This is a genomic window from Salinisphaera sp. T5B8 (assembly GCF_040361255.1).
In the GTDB taxonomy this organism is placed as follows: Bacteria; Pseudomonadota; Gammaproteobacteria; order Nevskiales; family Salinisphaeraceae; genus Salinisphaera.
The window spans coordinates 184,681-199,806 of record NZ_APNG01000006.1 but is presented as its reverse complement, the minus strand read 5'-3'; the positions used below and the strand labels follow the sequence as shown (position 1 = coordinate 199,806).

The following is a 15,126-nucleotide window of genomic DNA, read 5'->3' as shown; positions in this document are numbered from 1 at the left end:
ACAGGTCAGCGTCCGCCGGTAGTCGCGGCGGCTTTGGATCGGTCGAGTGTTCACATGGGCTGTGCGCTGAAGGCATCGTTTATTCTGTCATTCCATGAAATGAAAGAATGATAGATCCAGCTTGCGCCATGTGCAAGCGCTTCCGATATTCCAGCTGGCTATTCCCCACCCGCGGTGAATAGCCTGCCGGCGCGGCACTCGCCGCATTGCGCTGCGGCGTATCGCGCCGACCGATGCCGCGTGTTCGCAGGGCGCGTTCTACTTGGGCTGAGCTGGCGTTCCGGCCGGGGATGGAGGTTGACCGGCGTCGGCATTGCTATCGAAAGCGCTCAAAAATCGGTCGTAGAAGGTATCCATCCGCCAGACCGGTGTATTGGCATCCGGTGTCATGCCGTGTTTCCAGCCCCAACCCTCGACTGCCTCAAGCACTGCAGGATCCGCCGATACGATATGCATCGGGACGTCGCGTGAGGCGTTGTTGCCGGTGATGATCGGCGCCGGCTGATGATCGCCCAGAATCACCAGCACCAGATTGTCGTCGGCGCGTTCGGCAATGAACGAGGCCAGCGTTGCCAGCGAATAATCGATGGCCTTGCGGTATTGCGTGCGCACCCGGTCGGCGTCTTTCCATACTTCCACCGGCGGATCGCCCGCGCGTGCGTAGTCGTTGAAAACCGCGCCGTTGCCGATACGCGACCACTCCATTAGTGGTGGAATTGGCACCCAGGGCGCATGGCTGGAAATCAGTGCGGCTTCGATCATCACCGGCTGTGTGCCGGCCGGATCGAGTTCGGCGCGCTGCAACGCGGCCAAGGTGTATTGGTCGGGCATAGTCACCCAGTTGAACGGCTCGCCTTCATAGCCCAGATCGTCGCTGGCATAGACGCGGTCGTAGCTGAACCAGGCGGACTCCGGCCAGGCACGGGTAATGGCGGGCATGACCGCGACCGTGCGCCAGCCGGCCTGACGAAAGCGTCGGTTCAGCGAGATGCGATCGCTGGCGATCAGCGCCTCGTAGCGCGGCTGGCTGTCGATCCAGAGACCGGACAACAGCGTGGCATGGGCCAGCCAGCTCTGGCCCCCGACCGTCGGCGAGGTGAGCCAGCCGCTGCGTGCGCGAAATCCGGCGGCGGCAATGGTGTGTTCGAAGGCGCGCAGCCGCGGGCCGATGGTCTCGGCATAGAGTGCGCGCTCGAAGACCGTACGCCCGTAGGACTCCACGAAAACGAACAATACGTTTTTGCCGGCGAGCCGGGCGAGGTCGGTACCGGCGTCTACTGCTGGCGTTTGCAGGCTGCGCTGGAACGCCCGGCGCTCGGTGCGACGCGCAAGGTACTGATGCGCATGCAGGGCGATGCGCTCGTAAACCGGGGCAGCGGTTTGCGAACGCGTCAGGCTGACTGTCAGTGGCGCAATCAGCAATGCCGCGACGAGCGCTGCGTAGCGCAGGCGGTGCGGCCCGGCTGTACGCGTCCAGACCGCGAGGCCGCGAAACAGCAGGTAGAGCAGCAGGCCGATAACAACGATTGCCGCAACGAGCGCCACCACGGCCAGCCCGTAACCCACGACATGGGCGAACACATTCCAGCCGAAGACGGGCAGGCGGTAATCGCGGGCCAGCTCGAACGAACGACCGAAGGCAAGCCCGGTGCCCCAGTCCGCGGCCGTGAGCGCCAGTAACAGGCCATACCCCAGAACGACGAGCACGCGCAGCCCCCGTTCGGCACGGCGCGGCACACATAGCATGGCGGCCAGTACCAGCGCCGGCTCGATGGGCATGCAGGTAACGCTGCCACCCGGGCGCAGCGGCAGGGCGGCCAGCGCATAAAGCAGCAGTGGCGCGACCAGTACGCGGACGGCGGTGGTCAAACGAGAAACAGGCAAAACGATACGTCCCGGTTAATGGCAGTCACTGGACGGTTGCGAGCTTACCCGGGCGGGTAGCTGGTGCGGGGTGATTTCGACAACGGTGCGGTCGCGGCGCGATGCGGTGGTGGCTAAGGCCGGCAACCCGCACTCTCGGCGTGGCCATTGGACAAAGGTCGAATGGGCCAGGGTTTGGCCGGTGCTGCAATGTGCAACTACAACAACGAGCGGTTCGGCCTGTACAAAGCGCAGCGACGAAGCCTATAAAACGAGGAGAGGACCATGACGATATGGCGAAACGCCCTGTTGGGCGTAGCGGCGGCGGGCCTGCTCACGGTCGGTACGGCCCAGGCGGCCGGCAACGACGACGGCCAGGTAACCATCGGCGTGCTCGGCGATATGTCCGGCGTCTATGCCGATGGTTTCAGCGGGCCCGGTGCGACCGCTGCGGTGAAGATGGCGGTCAAGGATTTTGGCGGTAGTGTGCTCGGCAAGGATATCGAGGTGATCTCGGCCGATCATCAGAACAAGGCCGATATCGCCTCGTCCACCGCCCGCGAATGGATCGATCGCGACAAGGTCGATGTCATCATGGATCTGACCAACAGCGCGGTCGGTCTGGCCGTACAGCAGCTGGCCTCGAACAAGGGCATCATCACCATCAATACCGGCAGTGCCACCTCGGCGCTGACCAACGATGCCTGTACGGCCTACGGTATCCATTACGGGTACGATACCCACGCGCTGCCGGTAGGTACGGCCACGGCCATCGTCAAGAACGGCGGCAAGAAATGGTTCTTCATTACCGCCGACTATGCCTTCGGCCAGGCCCTGGAAAGCAATACCTCGGATGTAGTCAAGGAACTGGGTGGCAGCGTCGTCGGTTCGGTACGCGCGCCGCTGAACACCAATGACTTTTCTTCGTATCTGTTGCAGGCCCAGAGCTCCGGCGCGGATGTGATCGGTCTGGCCAATGCCGGCACCGATACCATTAACGCGGTCAAGCAGGCCAACGAGTTCGGCATCGTCTCGCGTGGCCAGTCGCTGGCCGGCATGCTCGTACTCATCAGCGACGTGAAAAGCCTGGGCCTGGATACGGCCAAGGGCCTGCAGTTCACCAGCGGCTGGTACTGGGATCACGACGAAGACTCGCGGCAATGGGCGAAACGCTATCTGGCCAGCGGTGGCACCACGCCTACCTTCCCGCACGCGGCATTGTATTCGGCGACTACGGCCTATCTGAATGCGGTCAAGGCAGCCGGCACGGATGAAAGCGATGCGGTGCGCTCCGCCATCGGCAACAAGCCGATCGACGATTTCTTTGCTCAGGGCGGCACCATCCGCGATGACGGTCTGCTCGAGCACGATATGTATCTGCTCAAGGTCAAAGGGCCCGATGCGTCGAAAGGCGAATGGGATGTCGCCACCGTCGAGCGTACGATTCCAGGAGATCAGGCCTATCCGTCGCTGGCCGAATCGGGTTGCGCGCGCCTGAAGTAGTTCAAGACGGTTGTTGTGCGTAGGCACCGGTACGCGCTTTGTGTGCGTGCCGGTGTTTTTTTTAAAAGTCGGCGCTTAGCCGGCCTGATGCTCGCGCCGATAGTCGCGCGGCGGCACGCCCATGACCTTCTTGAACAGCCGCGAAAAATAATAGGGGTCGTCATAGCCCAGATCGCTGGCGATCTCGCCGACGTTCCAGTCGGTGATATCGAGCAGATAACAGGCCCGGCTGATCTTGAGCCGCTGAAAAGCCTGCATGGGCGTCTGGCCGGTCTGGCGGCGGTATTCGCGGATGAAGTGATAGCGCGAGATCGTGCTGGTCGCGGCTACCAATTCGTCGAGATCGATGCGTTCGTGCAGATGCGCCTGCAACCAGGCCTGGACGCGGTCGATATCCAGCGCCGCGCCGCGATCGCGGTGCTGGTGATGGACCAGCGCCATGAACGACAGAATGCTCTGCAGCAGATTCGCCGCATAGACGAAGTGCTGGCTCTTGAAGCGATCCGCCACGGTCAGCAGCAGGTTCAGATCCTCGGTCAGGCGTGGGTGCAGGCCCACCGGCACCACGAAGTCATCGTGCCCGGCCGCGATCTCGTCGAAGAAACGCGCGACCGCATGGCCGCCCAGATGCGCCCAGTAGATCGACCACGGCTCGTGACGGTCGGCGCAATAACTATGGCGCTCGCCTTCGCGCAGCAGCAGCACGTCGCCGGCCTGTACCGCCTGGCGCCGGCCCTCGCGCCGGGCCACCCCGGCGCCGGACAGGCAATAGATCAGCAGATGATCGCGCGGATTGCGGCGGCCCATGCGATGGCCCGCCGCCCTCGGGTAGTACCCCACGCCATGCGGCAGGCAGTCGCGACACAGCGGGTTGGCGGCCATTTCGTCAACGAGTTTCTGCGGCAGGATCACGCGCCGTCCGGTTTCCGGCAGCGGCCAGCGCGAGGTCTCGATACCGGCATACGCAGGTGTGCGGGGCGCTAAGTTCACGACATGAATTTCGCGTGGGTGTGGCGAATTTGCGTTAGACGACACTTGATCATGCACGAAGCAATTTTGTCCAGCCGGTGGCAATTAAGACTATTTCAGACGCCGGATCGGCGTGATCTGATTGGCAATAAGTTATAAACGCGGCACAAAAAACAAAGCAGGGCCGCGATGAAACAGCAGGCAGTGCAGGGCTGTTTCGATATCGAACAAAAAAACGGCAGCGTGTCCCGCATAACGAACGCTGACCGCCCAATACAACGCCACGGAGGAGATCCAATGCGTACCGCCTGCCTCATTCAGCGCTCGAGTGCTAAGCACGTGTCGGCGTACGCCGACGCTCATGCCGTCGCCTCAACAAACCGTCGTTTTCTCGCCGCGTCGAACACCCTCGGTTAGCGTCGACGGCGGCACAAAGCCGGTGCGTTTTGCCACCGTGTTTCTTTCATGACCTTTTCAACGGCCGGCTCGACCCCTGCGCTGCAGGCTCAGCGGTTCGACGCGAATACGGCCAACCCGTGATCCCATCAGGAACAAGCCCATGTCTTCATCCCGTATCGACACGATTCGACAGAGCCAGAAAGTCCCGCTGTTCATCGACGGCGAATTCGTCGACAGCGCCACTTCGGAGTGGATCGAGCTCAATAACCCGGCCACCCAGGAAGTGATCGCCCAGGTGCCGGTCGCTACCGACGAGGAAATGCAGCGGGCGGTCGAATCTGCCAAGGCGGCCTTCAAGAGCTGGCGCGATGTGCCCACCGTCGAGCGCGTGCGTTATCTGTTCAAGTATCAGACCCTGCTCAAGGAACGCCAGGAAGACATTGCCAAAGTGCTGGCCGAAGAAACCGGCAAAACCTTTGCCGACGCCATGGGCGATGTCTGGCGCGGGATCGAGGTCGTCGAACACGGCTGCGGCATGACCACGCACATGATGGGCGAAACCGCCGAGAACGTGGCCCGCAATATCGATACGCACAGCTATGTGCACCCGATCGGCGTGTGTGCGGGCATCACGCCCTTCAATTTCCCGGCCATGATCCCGCTATGGATGTATCCGTTGGCGGTGGCCTGCGGCAACAGCTTCATCCTCAAGCCCTCGGAGCAGGACCCGCTCACCCCGGTCATGCTCACCGAGCTGTTCGCCGAAGCCGGTTTCCCCAAGGGGCTGTTGCAGCTCATTCACGGCGACAAGCGGCAGGTGGACGCCATTCTCGATCACCCCGATGTAAAGGCGGTGTCGTTCGTGGGCTCGGTACCGGTAGCCGAGCACGTCTACAGAAAAGGTACGCACAACCTCAAGCGTGTACAGGCCATGGCCGGGGCCAAGAATCACATGATCGTCATGCCCGATGCCGACAAGGATCAGGTCGTGTCTTCACTGGTGGGTTCGTCCTGCGGTGCCGCCGGGCAGCGTTGTATGGCCATTTCCGTGGCCGTGCTCGTGGGCGAATCGACCCGTGACTGGGTCGAGGACATCAAGAATGCGCTCGCCGATATTCGTCCCGGCGCGCCGGGCGATGAGGGCGCGGCCTACGGCCCACTTATCAATAAAAAATCGCGCGATCGCGTACGGGATTTGATCAAGGGCGCGGCGGCCGAAGGCGCCGATGTACTGCTCGACGGATCGAATTGCACTGTCGACGGCTATCCCGACGGCAACTGGATCGGCCCCACGCTGTTCGACAACGTCACCACCGATATGAAGATCTACCAGGAAGAGATCTTCGGCCCGGCCCTGTGCGTCATGCATGTCGACACGCTCGAAGAAGCAATCGAACTGGTCAACGCGAACCCCTACGGCAACGGCACGTCGATTTTCACCAAGTCCGGCGCGGCCGCGCGCAAGTACCAGCACGAAACGGAAGTCGGCCAGGTCGGTATCAATCTGCCGATCCCCGTACCGGCGCCGTTCTTCTCCTTTACCGGCTCGAAGAACTCCTTCTTCGGCGATCTGCATGCCTATGGCAAGCAGGCGGTGCGTTTCTATACCGAAACCAAGACCGTGATCTCGCGCTGGCCCGAGGACGATGTGCCCACGGGCCCGAATATGACCATCAGCATGCGGTAAGGGGCGGCCATGGATTTCGAACTCAACGATACCCAGACCGCGTTGCGCGAGGCCGCCGAGGATTTCGCCCGCTCGGCACTCGCGCCCAACGCCGCGCAATGGGACGCCGAGGCCTATTTCCCGCGCGAGGTGATCGCCCAGGCGGGCGAGCTGGGCTTTTGTGGTTTGTATACGCCCGAGGATCAGGGCGGGCTGGGGTTGGCGCGGCTCGATAGCGCCATGATCTTCGAAGCCCTGTCGGCCGGCTGTACCTCGACGGCGGCCTATATCAGCATCCACAACATGGCGACCTGGATGGTTGCGACGTTCGGGGGCGACACCGTGCGCGAGCAGTGGTGTGGCGAACTCACGGCCGGCGAGAAGCTGGCCTCCTATTGCCTGACCGAACCCGGGGCGGGCTCGGACGCGGCCTCGCTCAAGAGCAAGGCCGCGCGCGACGGCGACGACTATGTGCTCAACGGCAGCAAGTGCTTCATTTCCGGCGCGGGCGATACCGATTTGCTGGTGGTGATGGCGCGTACCGGCCAGGCCGGCGCGGGTGGTATCAGTGCATTTGCCGTGCCGGCGGATGCGCCGGGCATCAGCTACGGGCGCAAGGAACCCAAGATGGGCTGGAACAGCCAGGCTACGCGCACCATCACCTTCGAGGATGTGCGCGTGCCGGCGGCCAATCGGCTGGGCGAAGAGGGCCAGGGTTTTTCGATTGCCATGAAAGGCCTCGATGGCGGGCGGATCAATATCGCCTCCTGTTCGCTGGGCACGGCCCAGGCCGCGCTCGATGCGGCGCGCCGCTACATGAGCGAACGCCAGCAGTTCGGGCGCAAGCTGGCGGAATTTCAGGCCCTGCAATTCAAGCTGGCCGATATGGCGACCGAACTGGTCGCGTCGCGCCAGATGGTCTGGCTGGCGGCCAGCCGACTCGATGCCGGACATGGCGAGGCCACGGCGTTTTGTGCCATGGCCAAGCGCTTCGCGACCGACCGCTGTTTCGATATCTGCAACACCGCGCTGCAGATTCACGGCGGCTATGGCTATATCCGCGAGTATCCGCTGGAACGCCATGTGCGCGACGTACGCGTACACCAGATTCTGGAAGGCACCAACGAAATCATGCGTTTGATCATCGCGCGTCGTGTACTGGCCGATCACGACGGGGACAGTCTGCGGTGAGCGACGGCCTGCCGAGGCTCGAACGCCGGGCGCGCGTGGCGATACTCACGTTCGACAATCCGCCGGCGCATGTCTTCACGGCCGCGATTCTGCGTGAACTGGCTGCGCAACTGGATACGCTTGAGGCCGAGCCCGCGATCGATACGCTCGTGATTACCGGCACCGGCGATCGGTTCTTCTGTGCCGGTGACGATCTCAACATGTATGTCGGCATCAGCCCGGCCGCGGCCCGCGAACTCACGCGCCTGCTCGCGGCGGTGGTGACCCGGCTGCACGATTTTTCCGGGCTCACGGTCGCTGCGATCAATGGCTGGTGTCTGGGTGCCGGGCTGGAATGCGCGCTGGCCTGCGATATTCGCATCGCAGAACGCCATGCCCGTTTGGGCTTGCCGGAAGGCCGGGTCGGGCTGCTGCCCTGTGGCGGCGGCACGGCCACGCTGGCGCGCCAGATCGGCCGCGGCTGGGCCAAGCGGCTGATTCTGTGCGGCGAAACCGTGGACGTAGAAACCGCCGAGCGTATCGGGCTGATCGAACAGTCCGTGGCCTGCGGCGAGAGCCTGCCGGCCGCATTGGCGCTCGCCGAACAGGCCGCCCGCCAGAGCCCGACCGCGCTTGTGGCCAGCAAGCGCCTGATCGACGCCAGTCAGGGTGCGGCGCTGACCACGGCGTTGACGAGCGAGCGGGCGGCTTTTGGCACGCTGTTCGAAACCGCCGACGCCGCCGAAGGTGTCGCCGCCTTTCTGGGCAAACGCGAGCCCGTATGGACACACGACAGGAGCCGCAATCGATGAGCGAAGCAACGACCGACAGTAGCGTGGTCTTCGAGGAACGTAGTACGGCCAAAGGCTATTGCGTGGCCTTTGCCCAGCTCAATGCACCCCGTGCGCTGAACTCGCTGTCGCGCACGATGATCGACCGCCTGCAGGCACAGCTCGACGCCTGGGCCGAGCGCGACGATATCGTGTGTGTCGTGCTCCACGGTGCCGGCGAAAAAGCCTTCTGTGCCGGTGGTGACGTCATCGGGTTGTACAAGGCGATGACCGCGACCGGCGATGCCCCCAGCGCCGATGCCGAAGCTTTCTTCGCCCACGAATATCGGCTCGATCATCGTATTCATCGCTATCCCAAACCGGTGTTGTGTTGGGCAACCGGCACGGTCATGGGCGGCGGTCTGGGTGTGATGGCCGGGGCCAGCCATCGTGTGGTCACCGAGTGCAGCAAGATTGCCATGCCTGAAGTCACCATCGGGCTGTTTCCCGATGTGGGCGCGAGCTGGTTTCTGGGGCGCATGCCCCAACGCATTGGCCTGTTTCTGGGGCTGACGACCACGCCCATGCAGCCGGGCGATGCGCTCTGGCTGGGCCTGGGCGACTATCGCATCGACTCGGGCCAGCGCGAGGCGGTGTTCGCTGCGCTTACGCAGCTCGACTGGCAGGGCGAGCGCGAGGCGGACGACACGGTACTCGCGCGTGGTCTGCGCGAATTCGAGGACATCGCCGAAAGCGACAACGCTCGGCGCGAATCCATGCTCTTCGCTAATCAACAGACTATCGCACGGCTGACCGATACGCACAGCGTGGCGGCGTTCACCCAACGCTTGACCGCGCAGGCCGAAGCCGACGACTGGTTCGCCTACGGCGCCAAGGCCATTGCGGGCGCATCGCCGTTATCGCTGGCGGTGGTGCATCGACAGCTCGGCCGCGATCCGAAACTGTCGATCGAACAGGTGTTTCAGCGCGAACTGGCCATGGCCATTGCCTGTACCCGCCGGCCCGATTTCGCCGAGGGCATTCGCGCACTGCTGGTCGACAAGGACAAGAACCCGCAGTGGTCGCCGACCACGCTGGATGCGGTGACGCCCGAACAGATCGCGGCCCATTTCACGCTGCCCGACGATTACGCGCAGCACCCGCTGGCCGATCTTTGATTGGCCGTACGCGGCCGCGCGCGAAACCGATAAACAAGTACGACAAGGAGGAGAGAATGGCCAATAAAATCGCTTTCATCGGCCTCGGCAACATGGGCGCGCCGATGGCCGCCAACCTGATCAAGGCCGGCTATGCGCTGACGGTGTTCGATCTGGTCGAACAGGCCATGGCCGATGCCGTGGCACTGGGCGCCGAGCGCGCCGAGAGTGCAGCCGCCGCAGCGGAGCACGCCGATATCGTCATCTCCATGCTGCCCGCGGGCAAGCACGTCGCCACGCTCTATCAGGGCGAAAACGGCCTGCTGAATGCTGTCGCCGCCGGCACGCTACTGGTCGACTGCTCCACCATCGATGCCGAAACCGCGCGCCAGGTGGCCGCGGCCGCGGGCGAACGCGGGCTGTCCATGCTCGATGCGCCGGTCTCCGGCGGCGTGAACGGGGCCAAGGCGGGCGGGCTGACGTTCATGGTCGGCGGCGAGGCCGAGGCGGTCGAACAGGCGCGTCCGCTGTTCGACGTCATGGGCAAGACCTATTTCCATGCCGGGCCGGCCGGCGCGGGCCAGGTCGCCAAAATGTGCAACAACATGCTGTTGGGCATTCTCATGACCGGCACCTCGGAGGCCATCAATCTGGCCGTGGCCAACGGCCTCGACCCGAGCGTGGTGTCCGACATCATGAAAAACGCCTCCGGCGGCAACTGGGCGCTCAACGTCTACAACCCCTATCCGGGCGTGATGGACAACGCCCCGGCCTCGAACGGCTACAAGCCCGGCTTCGGGGTCGATCTCATGCTCAAGGATCTGGGGCTGGCGATGGATTCCAGTCTGAAGAAAGGCGTGGCCACGCCACTGGGCTCGATGGCCCGCAATCTGTATTCGGTGCACAGCCAGGCCGGCCACGGGGGCGACGATTTCTCGAGCATTCTCAATCTGTTGAAAGGCTATTCCAACGACAACGCAAACGGCTGAATACGAAGCCGCTACGATTAAAACCATAACGACGGCGGGCGTAAAATGGACCCGCCGAACGCGATAAAAGGAGAGGGCGATGCATTCGGCAGACGCATTCAAGGCCGCGCGCCAACAGCTGTTGGACCTGCGCGAGGACTATGCCCGGGCCTACGAGGCTTTCAAGTGGCCACAGCTCGACGAGTTCAACTGGGCACTGGACTGGTTCGACGACTATGCGCACGGCAACGACAAGATCGCCCTGTGGCTCGTCGATGCCGATGGCAGCGAACAGCGCTACAGCTTCGACGCCATGCGCCAACGCTCCAACCAGGTCGCCAACTTCCTGCGCGACCACGGGCTCGGGCGCGGCGATACGTTGCTGGTGATGCTCGATAACGTGGTCGAGCTGTGGGAGACGATGCTGGCGGCGATCAAGCTTGGTGCGGTGGTGATTCCGGCTACCACGCTACTGTCGCAGAAGGACCTGGGCGATCGCCTCGGGCGCGGCGGTGTGAGTCATATCCTGGCCGCCGAAGAACATATCGCCAAGTTCGAAGGCGTGGCCGATGGTTTGACCTGTATCGTCGCCGGCGAACCCGCCGGACAATGGATCGGCTATGAAGCGGCCTACGAATGCGCCACCGCGTTCGAGCCCGTGGGCACCACCCATGCCACCGACCCGATGCTGCTGTATTTCACCTCCGGCACCACGTCCAAGCCCAAGCTGGTGCTGCATACGCACCAGAGCTATCCGGTGGGCTCGTTATCGACCATGTACTGGCTCGGCCTGCAGCCGGACGATATCCATTTCAATATCAGCTCACCCGGCTGGGCCAAGCATGCCTGGTCGAACCTGTTCGCGCCCTGGGATGCCGGTTGCACGGTATTCGTCTATCGCAGCGCGCGGTTCTCGGCCCCGGATGCATTGCAGGTCATCGCCGACAAGGGCGTGACCAGCCTGTGTGCGCCGCCGACCGTCTGGCGCCTGCTCATCCAGGAAGATCTGTCTGCCTACGATATGAAGCTCAAAAGCCTCGTCGGCGCCGGCGAGCCGCTCAATCCGGAAGTCATTGCCCGGGTGGAACGCCTCTGGGGCCTCAAGATTCGCGATGGCTACGGCCAGGCCGAAACCACTGCCCAGATCGGCAACCCGCCCGGTCAGCCGATGAAATCCGGCTCGATGGGTCGGCCGCTGCCGGGATATAAAATCGCGCTGCTCAATGCCTTCGACGAAGAGGGGCACGAAGGCGAAATCGCCATCGACGTACGTACCGATCGCCCGCTCGGGCTCATGCAGGAATACCGCGACGACCCGGAGCGCATGGCCAAGGCCCTGCATGACGGCTATTACCGTACCGGCGATGTCGCCAGCCGCGACGAAGACGGCTACTACTGGTATGTCGGCCGTGCCGATGACGTGTTCAAGTCGTCGGACTATCGCGTATCGCCGTTCGAGTTGGAGTCCATCCTCATCGAACACGAATCCGTGGCCGAGGCGGCCGTGGTGCCGGCGCCGGACGATATGCGCCTGAATATACCCAAGGCGTATGTGGTGCTGCGGCGGGGCCACGAACCCGGCCGCGACGCTGCCAAAGCGTTGTTTGCCTTCAGCCGCGAGCGTATGCCCGCCTATATGCGTATCCGCGAACTGGAATTCGCCGAATTGCCCAAGACCATTTCGGGCAAGATCCGGCGGGTGGAATTGCGGGCGCATGCGGCTGCGGATGAGAAAGGCGAGTTTGCCTATAGCGAAGCGGATTTTCCCGAGCTCAAGGGTTAGCGCACGAGTTGTCGGGGACTCATGCGTGTGTCGAGGCCTGGGTTTCAAGCCGCGAGTTTTTCCGGCACCCATGAGTTCGCGGACCTTTGGTTTCGCGCTGATACGCGGGTTGCGCGTCGGCGCTGCGCGCCGAACCACTGCCAGAGCGATAATCAGTTCTCGGGCCGAAGGCATGCGGCCAGAACTCGGACCGCTTTGGCAGTCCTCAAACAGCCTGAACGCACCAGCGCAATGCGCCGGACACCCTTCTGCCTGTGCTTCCCGTTCGCTTCACATGGGTGCTAGTACAGGCGGCTAACCCGCACCACGGCGTCCAACCAACTATGCGCTTGAGACTGCGGCTGTGGCTACGTTCTTGTCGGCTTACGCTTCGCTAAGCCGACCTACGCGACTTCGGGCGGGCCTTCGAAAGCGCTGCGGCCGCGGTCATTGGCGTGCCCCGAGCCTCGGCGCTACCACCACCATGAAGTCGTCGCGCGATGCAGCACATGCCATACGGCGCCGAGAAAGCGCGTGAAGCGACGCGGAAAGAGAAAAGCAAAGCAGGCCAGGAACACAATGGCTGCGACGAGCCATCCCGTGCCGACGGATGCCTCATGGAATGGAAAGGGGTGGAAAGCCAGATGCTGGTTGAGCGCGAACCAGATCAAGGCCGCGGTCGGTATGCTAAGGAATCTCTGCACAACCTGTCGCGGTCGCGCCGGCGTGCTTTGCGCGTGTCTGGCAAGGAGAGGTAGGCGTAGCGTGCTGGTTGCACGGTGCGCCTGCCTCGACGCCGACCAGGCGCGCGCAAAGCCCCGGCCCCGAAGGGGTTCGGCCTCAAATGCGCTGCGACTGCGTTGCCGAGCTTGACCTGCCAATAAGGCAGGCGCTGCGCTCGGACGCCTTGCCGCAACGCATTTGAGGACTCGAACGCGAACCGCGAGAGGTTGCGCAGAGATTCCTTAAAGAACAGACTGGCGGCAGCGCCAGCCAGCCGCTCGCCCCAGCTATCGCTGTCCTGTCTTACGCGGCGTCGTTGCATGGGCTCGACGTTAACGCGTGCAAGTTTGCGCTGCTAGCTGGACTTAGTCTTGACCAGCCGCGCCAGTTCGCCAACGAAGCCGCGCCTGAACAGCAGTACGCACACCACGAAGATGCCGCCGATGGCGACCTGTACCCAGGAGCCGAAGGAGGCGAGTTCGTCCTGTAGCGTGATTACGGCTGCGGCACCGGCGATGGGGCCGAACAACGTGCCCATGCCGCCGAGCAGGGTCATGAGCACCACTTCGCCCGACATCTGCCAGTGCACGTCGGTGAGCGATGCGAACTGGAAGATCACGGCTTTGGTGGCGCCGGCCGTACCCGCCAGAGTAGCCGATAGCGTAAAGGCGATCAGCTTGAAGCGTTCCACGTTATAGCCCAGCGAGCGGGCCCGCGGTTCGTTTTCGCGGATCGCGGTGAGGATCTGGCCGAAGGGCGAGTGAATGGTGCGATAGATGATCAGAAAACCGATCATGAAAATCGCGAACACGAAGTAATACATCGTGATCGGGTCGTTGAGGTCGAGCACGCCCAGCAGTGTGCCGCGCGGAATCCCCTGCAGTCCGTTCTCGCCGCCGGTAAACGGCAGCTTGAGCGCGAGAAAGAAGATGATCTGCGCCAGGGCGAGCGTGATCATGGCGAAATAGATGCCCTGGCGTCGGATCGCCAGTGCGCCGAAGATCGCGCCCAGCACCAGGGCGAACAGCGTGCCGGTAAGAATGCCGGGCAGCGGGCCGAAGCCCCAGGCGGTGATCACGTGCCCGGTGATATACGCCGCCCCGCCAAAGAATGCGGCATGGCCGAACGACAGCAGGCCGACATAGCCCAGCAGCAGATTGAAGGCGCAGGCGAACAACGCGAAGCACAACAGCTTCATGGCGAATACGGGGTAGGTCAGCCACGGCGCGGCCAGGCCCAGCACGATCAGCAATACCCAGAAGACCTTGTTCATCCTTCCGCCTTCCCGAACAGGCCCGCCGGGCGGATCAGCAATACCACGACCATGATGAAAAAGATCACGGTATTGGCCGCTGGCGGGTAGAGCGCCTGGGTGAGCCCCTGCACCAGGCCGAGCGTGAGCCCGGTGACGATGGCGCCCAGAATCGAGCCCATGCCGCCGATGACCACGACCGCGAACACGGTGATGATCAGATCTGCGCCCATGAGCGGGCTCACCGAATAGATGGGTGCGGCCAGCACGCCGGCCAGCGCAGCCAGGGCCACGCCGAAGCCGAAGGTGAGCGTGACCATCAGCGGTACGTTGATGCCGAAGGCTTCAACCAGCTTCGGATTTTCCTGACCGGCGCGTAGCACGGCGCCGAGGCTGGTGCGCTCGATCATGTACCAGGTGGCAAAACACACCACCACCGACAGCACGATGGCGAACAGCCGGTACTTGGGGAAATACATGAAGCCGAGATTGACGATGCCGCGCAGCGATTCCGGCGTGGCCGGATAGGCGGTGCCGGAGATATTGAAATAGTTCGACAGCAGGCCTTGCAGCACCAGAGCCACACCAAAGGTCAGCAACAGGCCGTAGATATGATCGAACTTGTATAGCCGGCGCAGCATGAAGCGTTCCATGAGCATGCCGAAACAGGCGACCACGAGCGGTGCGACGATCAACGCCCACCAGAAGCTGAGCTGGAAATCCGGATAGCCCAGCCACGGCCCGATATAGGAATAGCCGATCAGCGCCACGAACGCGCCCAGCATGTAGAGTGCGCCGTGGGCGAAGTTGATGACGTTGAGCAGCCCGAAGATGATCGCCAGCCCCAGGCTGAGCATGGCGTAGAACACGCCCTGGCTTAAGCCGAGCATGGTCTGCGCCAGAATGGCGTCGATATTCATCGTG

13 protein-coding genes are annotated in these 15,126 nt (G+C 63.1%); 7 read left to right on the top strand and 6 right to left on the bottom strand.

Features of this window, described 5'->3' with window-relative positions:
- Positions 1-258: 258 nt before the first annotated feature.
- Positions 259-1,869: an alkaline phosphatase family protein gene (locus T5B8_RS07610; protein ID WP_006913882.1), complete on the bottom strand. Its 1,611-nt coding sequence runs from the start codon at positions 1,867-1,869 to the stop codon at positions 259-261.
- Between the two features lie 279 nt (positions 1,870-2,148).
- Between T5B8_RS07610 and T5B8_RS07605 the strand changes: the two genes are divergently transcribed.
- Positions 2,149-3,366, top strand: a complete 1,218-nt coding sequence (locus T5B8_RS07605) for an ABC transporter substrate-binding protein (protein WP_353177617.1) — start codon at positions 2,149-2,151, stop codon at positions 3,364-3,366.
- A 75-nt stretch (positions 3,367-3,441) separates the two neighbouring features.
- On the opposite strand, the gene T5B8_RS07600 is transcribed toward T5B8_RS07605, so the two are convergent.
- Entirely contained in the window at positions 3,442-4,356 is a 915-nt protein-coding gene (locus T5B8_RS07600; protein WP_353177615.1) for an AraC family transcriptional regulator, read from the bottom strand.
- 132 nt (positions 4,357-4,488) lie between these two features.
- A complete protein-coding gene (locus T5B8_RS07595; RefSeq protein WP_353177613.1) occupies positions 4,489-4,698 on the bottom strand; it encodes a hypothetical protein in 210 nt (69 codons plus the stop codon).
- A gap of 196 nt (positions 4,699-4,894) precedes the next feature.
- Between T5B8_RS07595 and T5B8_RS07590 the strand changes: the two genes are divergently transcribed.
- The 6 genes from T5B8_RS07590 to T5B8_RS07565 all read left to right on the top strand — a co-directional run bounded on the left by T5B8_RS07590 (position 4,895) and on the right by T5B8_RS07565 (position 12,248).
- The gene (locus T5B8_RS07590; RefSeq protein ID WP_353177611.1) at positions 4,895-6,421 is read left to right on the top strand and encodes a CoA-acylating methylmalonate-semialdehyde dehydrogenase; all 1,527 of its coding nucleotides are present in this window, start codon (positions 4,895-4,897) and stop codon (positions 6,419-6,421) included.
- 9 nt (positions 6,422-6,430) lie between these two features.
- Positions 6,431-7,591 carry an acyl-CoA dehydrogenase family protein gene (locus T5B8_RS07585; RefSeq protein ID WP_353177609.1) on the top strand — a complete coding sequence of 387 codons (1,161 nt, stop codon included), beginning with the start codon at positions 6,431-6,433 and terminating at the stop codon, positions 7,589-7,591.
- Positions 7,588-8,382: an enoyl-CoA hydratase gene (locus T5B8_RS07580; RefSeq protein WP_353177607.1), complete on the top strand. Its 795-nt coding sequence runs from the start codon at positions 7,588-7,590 to the stop codon at positions 8,380-8,382. Before T5B8_RS07585 ends, T5B8_RS07580 begins: the two co-directional genes overlap by 4 nt.
- On the top strand, positions 8,379-9,518 hold the full coding sequence (locus tag T5B8_RS07575) for an enoyl-CoA hydratase/isomerase family protein (protein ID WP_353177605.1): 1,140 nt from the start codon (positions 8,379-8,381) through the stop codon (positions 9,516-9,518). The genes T5B8_RS07580 and T5B8_RS07575 overlap by 4 nt, the downstream gene beginning before the upstream one ends.
- Positions 9,519-9,574: 56 nt before the next feature.
- Entirely contained in the window at positions 9,575-10,486 is a 912-nt protein-coding gene (gene mmsB, locus T5B8_RS07570) for a 3-hydroxyisobutyrate dehydrogenase (RefSeq protein WP_353177603.1), read from the top strand.
- A 79-nt stretch (positions 10,487-10,565) separates the two neighbouring features.
- Positions 10,566-12,248 carry an AMP-binding protein gene (locus T5B8_RS07565; protein ID WP_353177601.1) on the top strand — a complete coding sequence of 561 codons (1,683 nt, stop codon included), beginning with the start codon at positions 10,566-10,568 and terminating at the stop codon, positions 12,246-12,248.
- 452 nt (positions 12,249-12,700) lie between these two features.
- On the opposite strand, the gene T5B8_RS07560 is transcribed toward T5B8_RS07565, so the two are convergent.
- The 3 genes from T5B8_RS07560 to T5B8_RS07550 form a co-directional block, all read right to left on the bottom strand.
- Entirely contained in the window at positions 12,701-12,898 is a 198-nt protein-coding gene (locus tag T5B8_RS07560) for a hypothetical protein (protein ID WP_353177599.1), read from the bottom strand.
- Positions 12,899-13,305: 407 nt separating this feature from the next.
- Positions 13,306-14,223: a branched-chain amino acid ABC transporter permease gene (locus T5B8_RS07555; protein ID WP_353177597.1), complete on the bottom strand. Its 918-nt coding sequence runs from the start codon at positions 14,221-14,223 to the stop codon at positions 13,306-13,308.
- Positions 14,220-15,122, bottom strand: a complete 903-nt coding sequence (locus T5B8_RS07550; RefSeq protein WP_353177595.1) for a branched-chain amino acid ABC transporter permease — start codon at positions 15,120-15,122, stop codon at positions 14,220-14,222. The genes T5B8_RS07555 and T5B8_RS07550 overlap by 4 nt, the downstream gene beginning before the upstream one ends.
- Between the last annotated feature and the right edge of the window lie 4 nt (positions 15,123-15,126).

Coding starts and splice junctions, on each gene's coding strand:
- T5B8_RS07595 (WP_353177613.1), bottom strand. CDS start 4,698: ATGAGCGTCGGCGTACGCCGACACGTGCTTAGCACTCGAGCGCTGAAT.
- mmsB (WP_353177603.1), top strand. CDS start 9,575: ATGGCCAATAAAATCGCTTTCATCGGCCTCGGCAACATGGGCGCGCCG.
- T5B8_RS07550 (WP_353177595.1), bottom strand. CDS start 15,122: ATGAATATCGACGCCATTCTGGCGCAGACCATGCTCGGCTTAAGCCAG.
- T5B8_RS07590 (WP_353177611.1), top strand. CDS start 4,895: ATGTCTTCATCCCGTATCGACACGATTCGACAGAGCCAGAAAGTCCCG.
- T5B8_RS07605 (WP_353177617.1), top strand. CDS start 2,149: ATGACGATATGGCGAAACGCCCTGTTGGGCGTAGCGGCGGCGGGCCTG.
- T5B8_RS07565 (WP_353177601.1), top strand. CDS start 10,566: ATGCATTCGGCAGACGCATTCAAGGCCGCGCGCCAACAGCTGTTGGAC.
- T5B8_RS07575 (WP_353177605.1), top strand. CDS start 8,379: ATGAGCGAAGCAACGACCGACAGTAGCGTGGTCTTCGAGGAACGTAGT.
- T5B8_RS07555 (WP_353177597.1), bottom strand. CDS start 14,223: ATGAACAAGGTCTTCTGGGTATTGCTGATCGTGCTGGGCCTGGCCGCG.
- T5B8_RS07585 (WP_353177609.1), top strand. CDS start 6,431: ATGGATTTCGAACTCAACGATACCCAGACCGCGTTGCGCGAGGCCGCC.